Origin of the sequence: Prochlorococcus sp. MIT 1303, assembly GCF_001631965.1 — a bacterium.
GTDB lineage: Bacteria > Cyanobacteriota > Cyanobacteriia > PCC-6307 > Cyanobiaceae > Prochlorococcus > Prochlorococcus marinus_D.
On the sequence record NZ_LVHK01000029.1, the window covers coordinates 33605 to 50404 of the forward strand.

Here is a 16800-nt window from a genome sequence, read left to right on the forward strand (position 1 = left end):
TCCTTCAGTGTGTCGAGCCCTGATGGATTGTGTTGATTTGGAGATGAGGGCTGTGAGCGTTATTTATTTGGTTGAGTTGTTCAGCCGTTGGAGTGTCTTCAGCATTGCTGGTAGATGCTGTTTGCCACCTATATGCAGCTTAATTTGGCTGCCCCGAGGCCTTGATGATCAGCTGGCCTTCTTCTAGCAGTGAAGACTGCCATCACACCGGTTAGCAGGCTTCGTAGAGCTTCTAGGCGTTGCAGCTGTGGCTTGCTCGTTGTGGAGGCTTTGACTCTTGTGAAGCCATGGGAAGAGTTGAGGGCGAGCGAGGGGATTCGAACCCCCGAATAGCGGCGCCACAAGCCGCTGCCTTAACCACTTGGCGACGCCCGCCGCGTCGGTAAGAATTTACCAATTCGCCTTGAAGCCATCCTGCAGAACCCATTTGATCAACGTTGCTGGCCATCCGGACCATGGCTGGCTGGTGTTTTAGTCCTTGCAGGTTGTGGTGCGCTGTTGGTTTGGACCAACCCTTCCATGGAGGATTACAGCGATTATGCAGGTGATCAGTTGGTGGAACTTGCGACAGAGGAGTTATGTGAGCAGAAGGGGCTACCGATGGTGTTGAGGCTTTGGATTAGAAATTGTCCAGAGCTGATCGCAGCACAACAGCCGGTGCTGGCATCCGTTGCAGGAGAGTTCACCACAAGACTCAATTTTGGTTTGGGCAGTATTTACACGACCAAGTTGGATGGTCGGAATTTGCTCCCGCAGATGCGTCTGCCCTCCTATACCGTGACAACCATTGCGGGCGCTGGGCGTTTCCTGACCATTCAGACTCGGACGGATCCGGGCAATGTGGAGTGAGCCAGGAGCGCAAGGGATGCCTCGAGGCTTGGGTGCCGCGTGGTTTGTTGACAAGGGAAGTGGATGTCTTATCAGCACGGGTCACCGCTGAGGGTCTATGTCCTCTTCGCATTTGTTGGCAGGACGGGCGCCTCTGCTCTTTTGAGCTGATTGATGCTGATGTTTTATCGCCGAAGCGGCTGCTCTTGCCGAGGTTGGCAGAGCCCCATGCTCACCTCGACAAGGCATTCACCTGGCTTGAGTTTCCCAACCTGCATGGCACCTATGGCGGTGCCATGGTTGCGAACTTTAAGGAGCGTCAAAGCCGCACCTTGATTGGGGTGAGGCAGCGTGCTGAGAGATCTCTCAAGCTTGCCTTGAGGTATGGCTTGAGAGCCATGCGCAGTCATGTCGACAGCCTTGGTCCAGCTACCGATAGCAGCTGGGAGGCTTTGCTGGATCTACAGCGTCAGTGGCAAGAGTGGATGGAGTTGCAATGGGTCGCTCTGGTGCCGATTGAGCACTGGAGCACCCGCGAAGGCGATCAGCTAGCGGGTCGGGTCGCAGAGGTAGGAGGTCTGCTGGGTGGTGTGGTTGTGCCCCCTTTTGATCCGAGGAAGACGCGAGATTCATTGCGGCAGATGCTGCAACTTGCCGATCGCTTGGGCTGTGGCATTGACCTTCACATTGATGAGTCGCAAAGCCATCCTGCGGCTGGCTTAAAGCAACTGCTGCTGGTGCTTGATCGCATGTCAATCACAGTGCCGATCACTTGTAGTCATGCCAGCAGCATGGGGTTGCTGCCGCCGGGAGCCGTGCGTCGTTTGGCTGATCGGATGGCTCATCATCGACTCAATGTGGTGTCTCTGCCGCTGACCAATGGCTGGTTGTTGTCGAAGCAACCTCGTCGCACTCCTGTGGAGCGACCTCTGACACCAATCCATCAACTCCAGCTGGCAGGTGTAACGGTGGCTGTCGGAGGCGACAACGTTCAAGATCCCTGGTTCCCGGCTGGCAACTTTGACCCTTTGGCATTGATGGCTTTTTCGTTGCCTTTGGCTCATCTGGCACCTTGGCAGCGCTTAGGGCTTGCTCCTTTCACCACAGCTGCGGCCAGGGTGATGAACCTGTCGTGGGACGGAACATTGCAGCCAGGCAGGCCAGCCAACCTGCTGCTTTTGGAGGCTGGCAGCTGGGCTGAGGCCCTAGCTGCTCCACCCCGCCGTCAGGTGATTGTTGATGGAAACTGGCTGCAAGACCTAGACCAATAAGCGTCTTTCCTCAATCAAGAAAGAGTAGGTATTTTATTGTTTGAATGTTGAAGTCTTTTGAGTTGGTATTCACATTAGTGTTTCTTTGATCCTTGGCTTGAGCGATTGAAGAATTAATTAAGAGATATTTATTTGTAACGCTGAAGGGTGCATGGCTTCGTGGCAATGACGGAATTCAAGGTATTAAGCCTTTTTGAAAGAGAAGATTTCGCCCTAAAAGTTGTGAGCCTATTAAGGCTGATGGACTTTAACGGAGAAGCTAGTATTGATTGTGGAACTTGCACATGTAACTATAATTCTATGGGTAGAGATATTGTTTAGATCTAGTCACTAATAATGGCTTTGGAAGTCTAGGCAGGGGCTGGTTTGCTTGTACTTTTAAAGTTGATTAGCTGCTAGGTCTTGAGATTTAGCCGCTTTGGAGGCTTGCTTGGCTGCTTAACGTTTGCTCTGTCGATGGATTGCCGCTATCAATTTGTCTTAGCGGTTTGGCCGATGACCAGCACCAGACTCCTTGCCGATTGTTGTGCCGAGCTGACGGCCGTTGCTGATTTGGAGCTCATTGATGCGCCGGTTGAGTTGAAGCGCTTTTCAAGGGATGCCTATGACTTCTCGCCTGTATTGCGTGAGCAGCTGGAGGGCTGTTGCGCCGATGTTGTTGTCCGCCCCCATTCGGTGGCGGCGGTGGCGGTTGTGGCTGGTGCTTGCACGAGGCATGGCATCCCTTTAACCCTGCGAGGTTCAGGAACAGGGAACTACGGCCAGTGCGTTCCTCTCCAGGGGGGGGTGGTCATGCTGATGGGTGCACTTTCTAAGGTTCGGCATCTCGATCCCGACACGGGAGTAGTGACGGTGGAGTCGGGCTGTTTGCTGCGCGATCTAGATCAACATCTTTCTCGCCATGGTCGGCAGCTGCGTCTGCTGCCATCTAGCTGGCGAAGTGCTTCGGTGGGTGGATTCGTGGCTGGCGGCTCGGGTGGGATTGGTTCTGTGCGCTGGGGTTTCTTGCGGGATCCAGGCCATCTGTTGGCTTTGGAGGTCGTGACCTCTGAGGATGCGCCCCAACAGTTGCAGTTGGATGCGGCTGGATCGGAGGCCCTCAATCATGCTTACGGCAGCAATGGCATCATCACGGCCTTGAGCTTGGCAACCGCTCCGGCTGTGCCCTGGCAGGAAGTGATGATCGATTGTGAGGATTGGTCAGAGGCCGTGGCCCTTGCGCTCCGCTGTACTCGTGCAGCGGTTGATCTGCATCTTTGTAGCTTGCATGAACGACCAATCGTCGATCAGCTGCCTCACTGGTGTGGTGCTTCTAATGGTCAGCATCGCCTGCTGCTACTCGTCGCTCCCGATGGTGTTAGCACCCTGAAGCGTCTGGCAGCAGAGGCAGGAGCTCATTGCAAGGTATGGGGCCCAGAGGCTTATCGGGGTGGCACAGGGTTGCGTGAGCTCACCTGGAACCACACCACGATGCACATGCGTGCTGTAGATCCTGACTGGACCTACTTGCAGATGCTTTTGCCACAGCCTGAGTTAGCTGCCATGCAGGTTCTCAAGCAGCAATGGGGCGATGATCTTCTTTGGCATCTGGAGGCGGTGCGCCAGCAGGGTGTTCAACGCCTGGCTGCGTTACCGATCGTCCGCTGGCGCGGTCGGCAGTCGTTGGAGCAGCTTATGAACGATTGCCGGCAGCATGGGGCTGTTTTGTTCAACCCGCATGTGATCACTGTTGAGGATGGCGGGCTTGGGGTTGTTGATGCCGATCAGGTGGCGGCTAAGCGTCGTTATGACCCCAAGGGTGTGCTCAATCCAGGCAAGCTGAGGGGCTACTTGTAGCAGCCATTCCTTCAGCAATTCAAGCTCTCGAAGGTTGCGATGCCGGTGATCTGGTTGATGCCGTCGGCATCAAGGCAAAGGCGGCGCTGGTCATCAAGATCGAGTAGCGCATCACTGAAGTCGGCACCATCAATCTGCGCTCCTGCGAAGCTGCTGCCTGAGGCAATCACCCCTTTGAGGACACTATTGCGCAGATCCGTATCGACGAAGTCGACACGATCCATCAGTGCATCAGAGAGGTCAGCGCCGCTGAAGTTTGATTGGGTAAAGGTTCCTTGGGTGAGGATCGCGCCACGCAGATTGCTGTTGCTGAAGTCGGCAGCTCTTGCAACGGCACCAGCGAAGGATGTGTTGGAGAGGTCTTGTGCGTGGAAGTCTTTCCCGTTTTGGTTGGTGAGGGTGTAGTCCAGTCGTTCTTGGAATAGAGCTCGATCCTGTAGCCCAACCCCTGAACTGGTGTCGAGAGCCTGCGCAGGGATAGCGATCAGCAGGCATAGCATCCAGCCCAGAAACGTCATCAGGGTTTGACGTTGCGACAACGAGCTCGGCATCGGCTTTACGGCAGCACCTCTCACTCTGCCTTGATGGTTTGCTTTGCGAGAAGATCACCTAATAAATAGAGGGAACCAGCTACAACTGGAGGTGGATTTGGCCATCGATTCTGTTTGAGCAGGATGGAGAAGACCTGTTCAACATTGTCAGCAGATTGGAGTTGGCTTGATAGGTCGGGGCAGTGTGCTGCGAGTTGGTGCTGCGTCCAGCTGCAGTGTTCCGGCACCGGCACGATCCAAGCCAGATCGCTTGGCTTGAGTAAATGGCGAAGCATGGCTGGTGCTTGCTTGTGGGCCTGTAGACCAAGCACCCAGCAAACCCCAAACTCTTGATTGCTCCACTGCTGCCGCTCGTGGGCCAACCGTTCGGCTGCTGGTGGGTTATGGGCACCATCAATGAGCACTGGCTGGCTTTGCCAGTGAACGGTCTGCAGCCGTGCAGGCCAGTAGGCGTGGGCCAGCCCTTTGCGAATGACGTCTTGATTGAGTCGCCAGCCAAGTGGGGCCAGAGATTCAAGAGCACCCTTGGCTACCGCCGCGTTCTGCCGTTGCAAGACTCCTGGTAGTCCCAAGTCCCAGGTTTCTGGGAGGGGTGAAACCCATTGCAAGCGGGCCTGTTGATGTTTTGCTTTGTCTTCAAGAATGCTCGCCACTTCAGCTTGTTGACGAGCACTGATGACAGCAGACCCAGGACTGATGACGGCGCTTTTTTCTGCTGTTATCTCTTTAAGGCTGTAACCAAGGTGTTCGCAGTGGTCGAGGCCGATGTTGGCCATGGCAATGATTGGTCTGTATGGATGAGCTGTGGTGGCATCGAGGCGTCCTCCGAGGCCCACCTCAAGCACAAGCAGCTCTACCTCGCGGGATCTGAAGTGATCAAAAGCCGTGGCCATCAACAGCTCGAAGGGGGTGAGTCGGTGGGTTTGGGCAAGGGGTTGAAGGGCGGTGAGTCGTTGGCGTAGCTCAACGATTGAGATCAGCTCACCATCGCTGCTGATCCGTTCACACCAGCTCACGAGGTGAGGAGAGGTGGTCAGCCCCACGCGAATGCCAGCAGCCTTAAGGCTGCTGGCAATGAAGCTGGCGATAGACCCTTTGCCATTGGTCCCTACGACCTGAATGGCTGGAATAGAGGCACAGGGGTTTCCCATGGCCTGCAGTGCTTGTTGCATGCGCTCAAGGCCAAGATCCATCCCCCGCTGATCAAAGCGAGGGATTAGATCGCTTAAATCTTCCTTGCTTGGACTTGTGGGTTTAGCCACTTAGCGGAAGTGCGCCAGGGTGGCCTCCAGACGTTGGAGCAGTTGGCGGATTTCGCTTGGTTTGATGATCAGCGGCGGCACCATCCGCACAACCTTCGGACCTGCTGCTATCACCAGTAGCCCTTCTTCAAGGGCGGCTTGGGCGACATTAGGGGCTGTGAATGTGCTCTCGTCTTGCAGCACCAATCCCTGCAGTAGCCCCCAGCCTCGTACTCCTTTGAGTTGCCTCGGGAAACGTTGCACCAGCTCAGTGAGGCCTTCGCGAAGCTGTGCGCCTCGTTGCTGGACCTTTGAAATCAAACCCCGTCGTTCGATCTCCCTCGCAACTGTGAGAGCTGCCTTGCAGGCAAAGGGATTGCCGCCAAACGTACTGGCGTGGTCACCTGGTTCGAAAAGATCAGCGTGCTGTTTGACAAGCAACGCTCCGATGGCATGGCCTCCCCCGAGTCCTTTGGCCAAGGTGAAGGCATCTGGTTCGATCCCAAGCTGCTGATACCCCCACCAGTGACCACAACGGCCCATCCCGACCTGAACTTCATCAAAGATCAGCAGGATCTGATGCTGGCTACAGAGTTCTCTAAGGCGCTGGAAGAAGCTTGCTTCGCCTGGATTGACGCCACCCTCACCTTGCAGTGGTTCGATTAGCACGGCGGCAACAGAGGGCCCCTGAGCTTCGAGGCGATTTAGCTGCTGCTCGAAGGCTTGGAGGTCATTGAACGGGAAAAATTCAAAGCCCTCAACCATGGGTTCGAAACCTTTGTGGTAGTTGGGCTGACCTGTGGCACTGATGGTGGCAAGTGTGCGGCCGTGGAAACTGGAATTGGCGGTGAGAATGATTGGCCGATCAATGCCGCGACGGCGATGACCGTGTTTGCGAGCCAGCTTGATGGCGGCTTCGTTGGCTTCTGCACCGGAATTGCAGAAGAACACGCTGTCTGCACAGCTGTTTTCTACTAACCAATGGGCAAGAGCCTCTTGTTCAGGAATCCGATACAGATTGGAAACATGTTGAAGTTGTTTCAGCTGCTGGCCAAGACAGCGGCGCAGGGCCCGGTCACTGTGACCGAGGGCGCAGGTCGCGATACCGGCAACAGCGTCAAGGTATTGATGACCATGGTCATCCCATACCCAGCATCCTTTCCCGCGTAACAGAGTGACGGGAAAACGTTTGTAGGTGCCCATCACAGCAGTGGGAGCGGTGGGACTTGAACCCACATGCCCGAAGGCGCTGGATTTTGAATCCAGTGCGTCTACCAATTCCGCCACGCTCCCGTGGAGGTGATGTTATGCCAGGGTCATCCTGAGGGCTGATGCCGAAGGATATGGGCTCCAGATGCATTCAATTTGGTTTCAATCCCGTCATAACCGCGATCGAGGTGGTTGAGGCCATCAACTTGACTGATACCGCGTGCGGCAAGACCTGCTAACACGAGCGCCGCTGCGGCTCTTAAGTCGTTACCACTGACTGGTGCAGCACTGAGCTGGGGTATGCCTTCGACCACAGCCGTGTTTCCTTGAAGACGAATCGAAGCGCCCATTCGTTGCAGCTCAGGGACATGCTGCATGCGGTTTTCGTAGATCTTTTCTGTCACCACGCTTGTGCCTTTGGCTGTGGTTAACAGGGCCATAAAGGGGGCCTGCAAGTCCGTTGGGAAGCCTGGGAAAGGTTGGGTGATGATGTCAACGCCATGAAGATCTCCCGGGATAAGCGTGATTCCGTGCTTGGCAATCTCAAGGGTGCAGCCGCAATCTCTCAGTTTCTGGAGCACGGCATTGAGATGCTCAGGGATGACTGGAGACACTCGAACAATCGAGCGGGTGATTGCCGCTGCTATCAGGAATGTGCCTGCTTCAATGCGATCAGGGATCACCGAATAGTTGCAGCCGTGTAAACGTTCAACGCCTTCGATGGTGATGATTGGACCACCAGCACCGCTTACACGAGCACCCATGGCATTGAGCATTTTGGCCAGGTCTTGAACCTCAGGTTCCTGGGCAGCGTTTTCGATGGTGCTAGTGCCTTCCGCCAACACAGCTGCCATGAGAATGGTCTCGGTTGCACCGACACTTGGGCAGTCGAGCACGATTGCAGCACCTTTAAGTCGTCGTGACGTTCCTGGTACTGAAGCTGTGACAACGCCATGCTCAACTTTCACCATGGCACCAAGAGCTTTAAGCCCTCTGATGTGCTCAACAACAGGCCGGGCTCCGATGCGGCAACCACCCGGCAGGGGGACTTTGGCGTGACCGAGTCGTCCTAGTAGTGGGCCGATGCAGAAAAAGCTAGCTCTAAGGCCATTGACTAGATCGTAGGGAGGTTCGGAGTGATGAAGGTCATCAGCCTGTAGCCAAACGGTCTCCTGACTCCGTTTTACACGTACCCCCAAGGAGGAGAGGATGTCTGCCATCCCCTGGATATCTGTGAGCTGGGGAACATTGTGCAGCTCAAGAGGGCCTTCGCTGAGAAGGGCTGAGGTCATCAGCACGAGGGCAGAATTCTTAGCTCCGCTGACTTTCAGCTCTCTGGAAAGAGTATGTCCGCCTTGAATCTCCAGATGCGGCTTGAGAATCTCTTGAGATATGGATACCGCTGCGGGCATGTCCCGTTAATTATTCTTGAACGAAGACATATTGACAATTACACCCGAGACAGTCTAGACGTCCAGACCTCAAACTGGATCAAAACTGCCAGGTTGAGATAAAGCTGGTAGGCAGTCGATGTCTTATCGTCATGATGTCGCTTGCGCGACGCACGCCAGCGGATGTGGCGGAATTGGTAGACGCGCTAGTTTCAGGTACTAGTGGCAGCAATGTCGTGGGAGTTCAAGTCTCCCCATCCGCATTATTCTTTATTGAGTAATCGACCTCAAGCTGGATTCATGATTGTGCTCAAGATTACAAATGCCTCTGAGTTGGTGGCTTCAAAAGTGGGTCGCTTTCTTGAACGTCTAACTCCTGATGATTTGGACAGTTCAACTGTGGAAGATCAAGTCATCAAAAAGATGATTGAAAGCCTTGCTGCTGAAGGCTTGAAGGGTGAAATTGCAGCAGTCAATGGGCTTGATTTGGATGGCGAACAGATTGTCCTGAATGAAGGTTTGAAGGTGCGTCAGCAAACAACATTCTGAGGTTCTGTAGATCGGATCTCATGCCTCGCTATTGATTTCAAGTCGCCGCAATCCTCTTGTGCGGAGATTGAAATTCCTCGCCAGCAAGGAAGGACGTCAAGAGCAGTCTTTGCTGCTGCTTGAGGGAACACACCTGCTCCAGGAAGTGTTGCGAACTACACATCGTCCTCAAGAGATTGTGGCGACCAACTTTTGGTTGGAGCGCCATGGGGATCTTCTCCAGGCCTTGCCTGCACAAACCTTGATTCATTTGGTCACTCCGAGTGTTTTGGAGGCTTCGTTGACGACAGTCAGCCCCGATGGTGTGGCGAGCCTTTTGCCTCTTGATTCTCTTCCGCAGGCTGCTAATCAAGCCAAGTTTGTGTTGGCCTTGGATCGGCTGCAGGATCCTGGCAACCTTGGCACCTTGCTGCGAACAGCCTTGGCGGCAGAGGTGGAGGAGGTTTGGCTTGCGTCTGGGGCGGATCCGCTCAGCCCCAAAGTGCTGAGGGCTTCGGCGGGGGCCATCTTGCAGTTGCCCTATCAGCGCTTCGGGTCATCAGGGCAGGAGGCCGTGGAGCAGTTGGCTGAGCAGCTTGAATGTGCTGCTAGTCGCGGTTTACAGGTCGTGGCCACCATGGTGCCGGGCTCTTCTGCAGCCCATTCTTGTTTGCCTTATTGGCAGCTGGACTGGAGAAAACCGACTGTGTTGGTGCTAGGCAATGAGGGATCCGGCCTGCATCCGCGTCTGCAGGCGTGTTGTACTGATTGCGTCACCTTGCCGCATAGCGCAGCAGTTGAGTCGCTCAACGTGGCGGCGGTGGCGGTGCCACTATTGCTTGAGCGGCGACGAGCCACAATGACCTTCTCCACGCAGTAGTTCGGGTGAGCGAAGCCAGTTTCGACTTCGATGTGATCGTGATCGGTGCGGGTTACGGCGGTTTTGATGCCGCCAAGCATGCCGCTGATGATGGCCTCAAGGTGGCGATTGTGGAATCAGGTGATATGGGCGGCACTTGCGTGAATCGAGGCTGTGTGCCCTCTAAGGCATTGCTTGCTGCCAGTGGAAAGGTGCGTGAGCTGGCTGATGCTGAACATCTATCTGGTTTCGGCATCCATGCTGCACCGGTGCGTTTTGAACGGCAGAAGATTGCTGACCATGCCAACCAGTTGGTGGCCACGATTCGTAGCAACCTCACCAAAACGCTGCAGCGGGCTGGTGTCACGATCCTGCGTGGCCATGGACGATTGGAGGGAAGCCAGCGAATTGGCTTAAGAGAGAAAAGTGGAGTGGATAGGCTGCTCACTGCCAGGGATGTGATCCTTGCCACAGGCTCTGATCCATTCGTGCCCCCTGGGATTGAAACCGATGGACGCACGGTTTTTACCAGTGATGAAGCCGTGAACTTGGAATGGCTGCCGCGTTGGATTGCAATTATCGGCAGTGGTTATATCGGCCTTGAATTTGCCGATGTTTATACGGCTCTCGGCTGTGAAGTCACGATGATTGAGGCGTTGGATCGGGTCATGCCAACCTTTGATCCCGACATCACCAAGATGGCAGCTCGGCATTTGATTGATGGACGTGACATCGATGCACGTGCTGGTGTGCTGGCTAGCAAGGTGATCCCTGGCTGCCCGGTAAGGATCGAACTGGCGGAGATGAAAAGCCGTGAGCTGGTGGACAGCTTGGAGGTGGATGCGGTGCTCGTCGCTACTGGTCGGGTGCCAAGTAGCAAGGGGCTCAATCTTGAGTCGGTTGGTGTGGAGACCAATCGCGGCTTTGTGCCGATTGACGACAGCATGAGGGTATTGGTCAACGGAAAGCCGCTGCCTCATCTTTGGGCCGTCGGTGATGTCACTGGCAAGCTGATGTTGGCCCATACAGCCGCAGCACAGGGCACGCTGGCTGTTGACAACATCCAGGGACACTCCCGCACGATTGATTACCGCAGCATTCCAGCCGCGACCTTCACTCATCCGGAGATCAGTTCAGTGGGGTTGAGTGAAGCTGATGCCAAAGAGCTTGCCGCCAAGGATGGGTTTGAGTTGGGGAGTGTGCGCAGCTATTTCAAGGCCAATTCCAAAGCCCTAGCAGAGCTGGAGAGTGATGGATTGATGAAGTTGTTGTTCCGCAAGGACAGCGGTGAAGTCCTTGGTGCTCACATCTATGGATTGCATGCCGCCGATTTGATCCAGGAGGTAGCCAATGCGGTGGCACGACGTCAGAGCGTTGCTCAATTGGCAACTGAAGTGCATACCCATCCCACCCTGAGTGAAGTGGTGGAAGTGGCCTATAAACAGGCGGCCAAACAGCTGGCTAAGGCGGTTGTTGCATCGGCCAGTGCTTCCTAGGCCGCTGTTCTTCAAGCAGGTCTTAGCCCTGCGGTTCACTGTTTTTAATTGCACTATCACCCGATGGAGATCCGCAGACGTCCGCCCAATCCAAGCGTCAAGGTGGCGCATTTGCAGTACGCCATTCCCCACGCCGATGCTGAGCCGCGCCACATTCTTGAGAAGATAGTTTGGGAGAAGGACCGTGAAGTTGAGACGGCAAGACAGCGCGTACCTCTAGAGACGCTTAAATCTCAGATCGCAGACTTGCCCATCCCTCGAGATTTCATTGCTGCCTTGCGTCAAGCTTCGGTGGCTCCGGCAGTGATTGCTGAAGTGAAGAAGGCCAGCCCAAGTCAAGGTGTGATCCGTGCGGACTTTGACCCTGTTTTGATCGCCAATGCCTATGCGGAAGGTGGTGCTAGTTGCTTGTCTGTGCTGACCGATAAGAGCTTCTTCCAGGGTGGATTTGAGGTGCTTGTTGAGGTGCGGCAGACGGTTGGACTACCACTGCTATGTAAGGACTTCATCCTGACGCCATATCAGCTTTATCAGGCGCGTGCTGCAGGTGCAGATGCTGCCTTGTTGATTGTGGCGATCCTCTCTGATCAGGATCTGACGTATTTGAGCAAGGTGGCCAACAGTCTGGGACTCACTGTCTTAGTGGAAGTGCATGATGCTGAGGAACTTGAACGGGTTCTCAACCTTGGTGGTTTCCCACTGATTGGCATCAATAATCGTGATCTCACCACCTTTGAGACAGACCTTGAAACCACTGAAACACTGAGCAAGCAATTCGCTACTCGATTGCAGCAGCAGAGTGTCTTGTTGGTGAGTGAATCGGGCTTGTTTAACCGTGCTGATTTGGACAGGGTTCAGGCAGCAGGCGCTGAAGCTGTGTTGGTAGGAGAAGCCCTGATGCGTCAGTCGGATGTTTGTGCTGGCTTACAGCAGCTGATGATTGGAGACGAAGGAACAAGCAACGGCTGATCATTTTTTCTCTTTTATTTGAGCAATCGTTGCGATGAATTGCCGCATTAAGAGGTTGATCTGAGCTGGCTGTGAGTGAAGGCTGAGCCGTTGCTCTTTGAGCTTAAGACCCGCTTGGTTGAGGTCTTGGTGAGTTTCTTGAAGGCCCTTGTTTTGGTTGGCGGTTTCTCGAGATTTGTCGCCGCTTGGTTGATGCGTTAATTCTGTTTGTTTCTCATATGTGTCATCCTTCTGTTTTTGATTGTCTACATATTTCAGACATTTTCCAGGGGGTGTCCTGTTGTTTCGATTCAACAGCCTTGATGTGATGACGACACAAATTGGCGATGCTCGAGGTTCGTGAGTTGCCTGAGCTGATTGCCTCTTTACATGTAGATCATGTTGAGAAACCAGTGCGCTTGCTTGCAGACGACGACTTTGCTAATCAGATGCGAGCTCTGATCAACGAGCGCTCTCAACGCTTGTTTGCTGAGCAAGAGGTAAGCCGATCGGTTTGTTGACTTCCTTGCTTCTCTGCGTGACGAACAGCTCAAGGCCCATGCATGAGCAGAGCTTGCCCACAATGCTTATAGCGCCTGATCTGTTCAGCAGTGGCATCAGCGCAATTCCATTCTCAATCCGCCAGACTTCCTCTTGACTGTTTCGATTTCATGCTGATCAGCATCCTCACGGGCTTCGCTGCTGGGGCCCTTCATGTGGTGGGTGGTGCTGATCATCTTGTTGCCATCGCACCCAGTGCCTTGCGTAAGCCGGCTACGGCATTACGCAGTGGCCTTGCTTGGGGGATTGGCCATTCAACAGGTGTTCTGGTTCTTTCAACCATTGCCATTGTTTTGAAAGACCTCGTCCATATCGAGCGCATGTCCTCCTGGGCCGAATTCTGCGTGGGAGTGGCGTTGCTTGTGGTTGGAGCGATGGCGATTCGTACTGCTCTTGGCCTGGATATCCACACCCATCAGCACACGCATCAGCAAAACTATGGTCACGCCCATGACCATCAACATGTGCACCTGCATCTGAGAGGGCGACACAAGCACGGGCGACATGCTCATGCAGCAACCAGTCTTGGCCTCCTTCATGGCTTGGCTGGGGCCAGCCATCTGCTTGCAGTTATTCCCGCGCTGGCCTTGCCTCCTCTCGGGGCTTTGATCTATATGGCGGCTTATCTGTTCGGTTCCATAGCAGCGATGGTCGCGGTTGTTTGTGCGATTTCATTAGCCACATTGCGAGTGGGGCGTCGTGCCCTGCCCTTGCTGGTGGGATCAACCGGTGGGCTATCGATCATCACGGGCTTCGTTTGGTTGCAGAAAACATCCCCTCAGCTTCTTTGATTGCCTAATCTGCTGGGCTCTTATGCGCTGAAGGGAACACGCCATACGCATTCAGCAATGCCAAGCAGGCTGTCGCGATTCACCAAACCGAAATGCCGGCTGTCTGTGCTTGCTTGCTCGTTGTCACCACGTAGTTCCAGCCCTGAATTGTTGATTGCAATCAGGCGTTTGATCAGCAGGGTTGCTGGTTGCAACGGATGACGCACAACCACAACACAGCCTGCCTTTAGCCGCCTGTCATAGCTGGTGATCGGTTGAAAGATCACCAGGTCGCCAGGGGCAAGGCTGGGGCTCATTGAGTCTCCATCGACACGAGCGTGGCGACGAAGACCTGAAAGCAGCAGGAACAGCGAACGCCAGTTCGCTGTTGGCATCATGCTTGTTGGCTTAACTGGCTCTCACCCAGGCGTCATTGCGACCCTTGGATTTCCAGAACATCGTGTGAATGGCTTCCACAGCTTTGATCAGTTCATCTGCCTTGGATTGATCGATGTTGACCTTGCAGGCGCTGCAGAGCTTGGCCGCTTTCCAGAAGATGTCATGCAGATTCGGGAAAGTTGCCAGATGCTCTGGCTTGAAATAATCCGTCCAGAGGATCAGCAGCTCGTTCTTGGTTTGCTGAGCTTGTTCTTCCTTGATGGCGACGAAGCGGGAGAAGGTGTTGTTGTAAGCCGCCCAAGCAGCCGGATCGTTCCCTGAGGGAGGCTGCAGTTCGAGCAGCTTTTTGGTCATCGATACGACGGCTTCAGCTGAGACTCTTGCCGAGGCGGGATCGTAAACGCCGCAAGGGCCATCACAGTGAGCCTGGACCGAAGAGGCCGGCAGGTTGCTGTGAAGTGTGGAAAGTGCCGAGCGCAACATCTGGCAGTTAGAGAAAGCCAAACTGAGCCTACCCAGGCTGATTACTAATTGGGTTTGCTTTTGATTTGATTTTCTATTCAGTCTTTAGATCATTTGATGCCAAGTAGTTCGACTTCGAAAATCAACGTGGCGTTGCCAGGGATGACACGGCCTGCGCCGCGGCTTCCGTAGCCAAGCTCTGGGGGGATGACCAGCTTGCGCTTGCCGCCCACCTTCATGCCAGCAACGCCTTCATCCCAGCCTTTGATCACTCGTCCAGCACCGAGGGGGAACTCGAACGGCCCCCGTTTGTAGCTGCTGTCGAATTCCTGGCCGTTTTCCAGTGTGCCGCGGTAGTTCACGGAAACGGTTTGGCCTGCTGTGGCCTCCGGGCCATCGCCGATCTTGAGGTCAGTGATGCTTAGACCACTGGCTGTTAGTTGGGATGGTTCTGCTTCGATTGGGCCGCCAAGGGCGGATGCATTGGCTTGCGCGGCATCGATTTCAGCCGCATCTGCCTTGGAGCTGTTGATTGCCATCTTGAACAGTGTTGGGTTGGGATCGTCGGGATCGAGTTCAAGCACTGCCATGCTCAAAGCAGCTGGCTCGCTAGTTCTCACCTCCGCCTGCACGGCGTTCAAATTGCTGTCGGCGACCACAACTGAGGGTGACACGATCTGGCTGACAAAGGCCACAACCACGCACACCACAAAGACGGCTGCACTGATGAAGATGTCGCGCACTGAATCTCAATGATCAATCAACATGATTCTGGCAGGAGATGCAGCTTTCGCCTGTGCTTGGGTGATTTCTGCAGTTTCAGTTGCCTTTGCTGTTGCTCCTGCTAGTTGAGCGTTCAGTGCATTTCATTGACGACTTTCCGGCTGGCTAAGTCGAAATCCTGGAAAAATCTTGTCGCGATTACGTTCAAGCTTGAGAGCAATTGATTGTATTGGCTCAAGAGTTTCACCACGCAGGACCAAGAATATGGCTGCCAATAGGGCAGAAGCTTGTGGTTGATTTAGGCCTCTAAGATTTACCCATTCTTGAAGGCATAGATATAAAATTGCTCTCTTGATGTGACTGAGGTCTCAGCGAAAATTGAAGATAGAATGAAGCCTTAATAGTGGTTGATCTGTGCCATATTTTCTTTTGTTTCAGTTCCACCTAATAGTTGTGGTATTTGCTTCAGCATTGCATCCCGACTCCAAGGACTGTGTTATTAGCTTGGCGAGATTAATTGTTGAGGATGTTAGTGCAGCCAACTAAGCGTCCGGGTTGAGGAAAATGGACTTTTCCGTTTGACACCAGCAAGCATGACATGGCTAAGTGAAACCTTGATTCAATAGCTTAACTCTGCCCCATAAAATCTTCTCAGCTGTGCTCGTTGTTAACTTCATTATTCATTCATTCGTTTCTTTATTAGTCATCTTTGTTGATAGCTTTACATCTCTCTAATAAATGATTTGTCATTGGTTTCATGCTCGCAATAAAAAGCCCCGTAGTTTTTCGGGGCTGTATCTAATACGAAGCGGCTAGTTGTTACACGATGCATTTTGAACGGATCCTATTGGTTCGTAATCTCACTAATTAGGAAATCTAGTTGCAATAGGCAGGCAGGGCTTATTGAATTCTTCCCATTTTGGGAATTTAATACATCCACCCTCTTTTACACCGCCAGAGCAAAGCGATAACTGAGCACCTGTCAGTTGATGGTCTTCCTTGGTTTTCATGGTTAAGTAGTGAATTTGATGTTAATTTAAAAACAAGTGGAATTATTCATTTCACTTGCGTAGTTTTGATGCTCCGTATGCAATTGCAAGGCCAGCTCCAGCGACAGCAGCGCCGCCGAGTTTAACTGCAGCTATAAATGCAAGAGGAGCGAGGCCACCAGAAATATGCTGTAGTTGATCAAGAGAAATCTCTTCATCAATAATTTCGCTTGTGAGAGAAGAAGTGGAATTAGTCATGGTAAAAGTTAATCGGTTTGTGAGCATCGGGATTTTGTTTCCCGATGTCTCAACAATGCCTGAACTATTCATCTTGCTCAGTATTTCGGATCACAGACTTTTGTGAGCTTTCTCACAGCAGTGCTTGCTTTAGATCAATGCTTTGAAAGCTGATAAATGTGATGGTATGTGCAGCGAAGGCAATCAAGCCGTCGCTCTTAAACATCCAATCAACCTTAAAACCATGGCGAATCTCAGCACTGACTGCGACAACAGTGAACTGCTTGACCAAGAGCTGACTATTGAAGATCTATCAGATGTTTCTGGTGGCCGCCGTGCACGGGCCTGGGATGGTCGGTGCTGGTATTGGGCTTTTTTCGCTGGCTACCTTTCGGGACAGCGGCCAAGAGTGCCCTACGGTGCAGTCTGACCTTTTTATATAATCCCCGTGGCCAAGAATCCCTTAATCCTTCTATTCACGTCTGTTAGGTAATCCCTGCC

Annotated in this window: 19 protein-coding genes and 3 tRNA genes; 12 read left to right on the forward strand and 10 right to left on the reverse strand. The window is 53.5% G+C overall.

All coding sequences use genetic code 11. The features are described from left to right. Positions 1 to 302: 302 nt before the first annotated feature. A tRNA-His gene (locus PMIT1303_RS01740) sits at positions 303 to 375 on the reverse strand. 39 nt (positions 376 to 414) lie between these two features. Between PMIT1303_RS01740 and PMIT1303_RS01745 the strand changes: the two genes are divergently transcribed. From PMIT1303_RS01745 to PMIT1303_RS01755, 3 genes are all read left to right on the forward strand, one after another. Beyond that, positions 415 to 849, forward strand: coding sequence for a DUF4359 domain-containing protein (locus tag PMIT1303_RS01745; protein ID WP_063397270.1), 435 nt, complete (start codon positions 415 to 417; stop codon positions 847 to 849). After that, the gene (locus PMIT1303_RS01750; protein ID WP_063397271.1) at positions 846 to 2099 is read left to right on the forward strand and encodes an amidohydrolase family protein; all 1254 of its coding nucleotides are present in this window, start codon (positions 846 to 848) and stop codon (positions 2097 to 2099) included. Before PMIT1303_RS01745 ends, PMIT1303_RS01750 begins: the two co-directional genes overlap by 4 nt. 495 nt (positions 2100 to 2594) lie before the next feature. After that, the gene (locus PMIT1303_RS01755; protein WP_063397289.1) at positions 2595 to 3935 is read left to right on the forward strand and encodes an FAD-binding oxidoreductase; all 1341 of its coding nucleotides are present in this window, start codon (positions 2595 to 2597) and stop codon (positions 3933 to 3935) included. An 11-nt stretch (positions 3936 to 3946) separates the two neighbouring features. Here the strand turns inward: PMIT1303_RS01755 and PMIT1303_RS01760 are convergent, their stop codons facing one another. The 5 genes from PMIT1303_RS01760 to murA form a co-directional block, all read right to left on the reverse strand. Continuing rightward, complete coding sequence (locus PMIT1303_RS01760) at positions 3947 to 4486, reverse strand: pentapeptide repeat-containing protein (RefSeq protein WP_063397272.1); 540 nt, start codon at positions 4484 to 4486, stop codon at positions 3947 to 3949. A 20-nt stretch (positions 4487 to 4506) separates the two neighbouring features. Beyond that, positions 4507 to 5748, reverse strand: a complete 1242-nt coding sequence (locus tag PMIT1303_RS01765; protein WP_063397273.1) for a folylpolyglutamate synthase/dihydrofolate synthase family protein — start codon at positions 5746 to 5748, stop codon at positions 4507 to 4509. Next, a complete protein-coding gene (locus PMIT1303_RS01770; RefSeq protein ID WP_063397290.1) occupies positions 5749 to 6930 on the reverse strand; it encodes an aspartate aminotransferase family protein in 1182 nt (393 codons plus the stop codon). Positions 6931 to 6938: 8 nt separating this feature from the next. Then, positions 6939 to 7020, reverse strand: a tRNA-Leu gene (locus PMIT1303_RS01775). A gap of 23 nt (positions 7021 to 7043) precedes the next feature. Continuing rightward, positions 7044 to 8348, reverse strand: coding sequence for a UDP-N-acetylglucosamine 1-carboxyvinyltransferase (gene murA / locus PMIT1303_RS01780; protein WP_063397274.1), 1305 nt, complete (start codon positions 8346 to 8348; stop codon positions 7044 to 7046). Between the two features lie 158 nt (positions 8349 to 8506). Between murA and PMIT1303_RS01785 the strand changes: the two genes are divergently transcribed. The 8 genes from PMIT1303_RS01785 to PMIT1303_RS01815 all read left to right on the forward strand — a co-directional run bounded on the left by PMIT1303_RS01785 (position 8507) and on the right by PMIT1303_RS01815 (position 13510). Then, positions 8507 to 8590, forward strand: a tRNA-Leu gene (locus tag PMIT1303_RS01785). A 37-nt stretch (positions 8591 to 8627) separates the two neighbouring features. Then, a complete protein-coding gene (locus PMIT1303_RS01790) occupies positions 8628 to 8876 on the forward strand; it encodes a hypothetical protein (RefSeq protein WP_063397275.1) in 249 nt (82 codons plus the stop codon). A gap of 31 nt (positions 8877 to 8907) precedes the next feature. Continuing rightward, positions 8908 to 9735, forward strand: a complete 828-nt coding sequence (locus PMIT1303_RS01795) for an RNA methyltransferase (RefSeq protein ID WP_063397276.1) — start codon at positions 8908 to 8910, stop codon at positions 9733 to 9735. Positions 9736 to 9740: 5 nt separating this feature from the next. Beyond that, positions 9741 to 11210 (forward strand): dihydrolipoyl dehydrogenase, encoded by a 1470-nt coding sequence (lpdA, locus tag PMIT1303_RS01800; protein ID WP_063397277.1) that lies wholly within the window; start codon positions 9741 to 9743, stop codon positions 11208 to 11210. Between the two features lie 63 nt (positions 11211 to 11273). Then, positions 11274 to 12179: an indole-3-glycerol phosphate synthase TrpC gene (gene trpC, locus PMIT1303_RS01805; RefSeq protein ID WP_063397291.1), complete on the forward strand. Its 906-nt coding sequence runs from the start codon at positions 11274 to 11276 to the stop codon at positions 12177 to 12179. A 75-nt stretch (positions 12180 to 12254) separates the two neighbouring features. Continuing rightward, positions 12255 to 12380 (forward strand): hypothetical protein, encoded by a 126-nt coding sequence (locus PMIT1303_RS14190; RefSeq protein WP_255359751.1) that lies wholly within the window; start codon positions 12255 to 12257, stop codon positions 12378 to 12380. Positions 12381 to 12505: 125 nt separating this feature from the next. After that, positions 12506 to 12679 carry a hypothetical protein gene (locus PMIT1303_RS13035; protein ID WP_231901223.1) on the forward strand — a complete coding sequence of 58 codons (174 nt, stop codon included), beginning with the start codon at positions 12506 to 12508 and terminating at the stop codon, positions 12677 to 12679. A 150-nt stretch (positions 12680 to 12829) separates the two neighbouring features. Beyond that, the gene (locus tag PMIT1303_RS01815) at positions 12830 to 13510 is read left to right on the forward strand and encodes a hypothetical protein (protein WP_063397279.1); all 681 of its coding nucleotides are present in this window, start codon (positions 12830 to 12832) and stop codon (positions 13508 to 13510) included. A gap of 20 nt (positions 13511 to 13530) precedes the next feature. On the opposite strand, the gene sodX is transcribed toward PMIT1303_RS01815, so the two are convergent. The 4 genes from sodX to PMIT1303_RS01835 all read right to left on the reverse strand — a co-directional run bounded on the left by sodX (position 13531) and on the right by PMIT1303_RS01835 (position 16392). Further along, positions 13531 to 13887 carry a nickel-type superoxide dismutase maturation protease gene (gene sodX / locus PMIT1303_RS01820; protein ID WP_082824417.1) on the reverse strand — a complete coding sequence of 119 codons (357 nt, stop codon included), beginning with the start codon at positions 13885 to 13887 and terminating at the stop codon, positions 13531 to 13533. 10 nt (positions 13888 to 13897) lie between these two features. Then, on the reverse strand, positions 13898 to 14371 hold the full coding sequence (sodN, locus tag PMIT1303_RS01825; protein ID WP_063397293.1) for a superoxide dismutase, Ni: 474 nt from the start codon (positions 14369 to 14371) through the stop codon (positions 13898 to 13900). A gap of 89 nt (positions 14372 to 14460) precedes the next feature. Beyond that, the gene (locus tag PMIT1303_RS01830; protein WP_063397280.1) at positions 14461 to 15093 is read right to left on the reverse strand and encodes an FKBP-type peptidyl-prolyl cis-trans isomerase; all 633 of its coding nucleotides are present in this window, start codon (positions 15091 to 15093) and stop codon (positions 14461 to 14463) included. 1041 nt (positions 15094 to 16134) lie between these two features. Next, entirely contained in the window at positions 16135 to 16392 is a 258-nt protein-coding gene (locus PMIT1303_RS01835; protein ID WP_063397281.1) for a class IIb bacteriocin, lactobin A/cerein 7B family, read from the reverse strand. 151 nt (positions 16393 to 16543) lie between these two features. Here PMIT1303_RS01835 and PMIT1303_RS01840 point away from each other — a divergent pair, with 151 nt between their 5' ends. Beyond that, entirely contained in the window at positions 16544 to 16729 is a 186-nt protein-coding gene (locus PMIT1303_RS01840; RefSeq protein ID WP_156486869.1) for a hypothetical protein, read from the forward strand. Positions 16730 to 16800 lie beyond the last annotated feature (71 nt).

Excerpts from the sequence above, each read along its gene's own strand:
- PMIT1303_RS01755 (WP_063397289.1), top strand. The coding sequence starts at position 2,595 with ATGACCAGCACCAGACTCCTTGCCGATTGTTGTGCCGAGCTGACGGCC.
- PMIT1303_RS01760 (WP_063397272.1), bottom strand. The coding sequence starts at position 4,486 with ATGCCGAGCTCGTTGTCGCAACGTCAAACCCTGATGACGTTTCTGGGC.
- PMIT1303_RS01770 (WP_063397290.1), bottom strand. The coding sequence starts at position 6,930 with ATGGGCACCTACAAACGTTTTCCCGTCACTCTGTTACGCGGGAAAGGA.
- murA (WP_063397274.1), bottom strand. The coding sequence starts at position 8,348 with ATGCCCGCAGCGGTATCCATATCTCAAGAGATTCTCAAGCCGCATCTG.
- PMIT1303_RS01790 (WP_063397275.1), top strand. The coding sequence starts at position 8,628 with ATGATTGTGCTCAAGATTACAAATGCCTCTGAGTTGGTGGCTTCAAAA.
- trpC (WP_063397291.1), top strand. The coding sequence starts at position 11,274 with ATGGAGATCCGCAGACGTCCGCCCAATCCAAGCGTCAAGGTGGCGCAT.
- PMIT1303_RS13035 (WP_231901223.1), top strand. The coding sequence starts at position 12,506 with ATGCTCGAGGTTCGTGAGTTGCCTGAGCTGATTGCCTCTTTACATGTA.
- PMIT1303_RS01815 (WP_063397279.1), top strand. The coding sequence starts at position 12,830 with ATGCTGATCAGCATCCTCACGGGCTTCGCTGCTGGGGCCCTTCATGTG.
- sodX (WP_082824417.1), bottom strand. The coding sequence starts at position 13,887 with ATGATGCCAACAGCGAACTGGCGTTCGCTGTTCCTGCTGCTTTCAGGT.
- sodN (WP_063397293.1), bottom strand. The coding sequence starts at position 14,371 with ATGTTGCGCTCGGCACTTTCCACACTTCACAGCAACCTGCCGGCCTCT.
- PMIT1303_RS01835 (WP_063397281.1), bottom strand. The coding sequence starts at position 16,392 with ATGAATAGTTCAGGCATTGTTGAGACATCGGGAAACAAAATCCCGATG.
- PMIT1303_RS01840 (WP_156486869.1), top strand. The coding sequence starts at position 16,544 with ATGGCGAATCTCAGCACTGACTGCGACAACAGTGAACTGCTTGACCAA.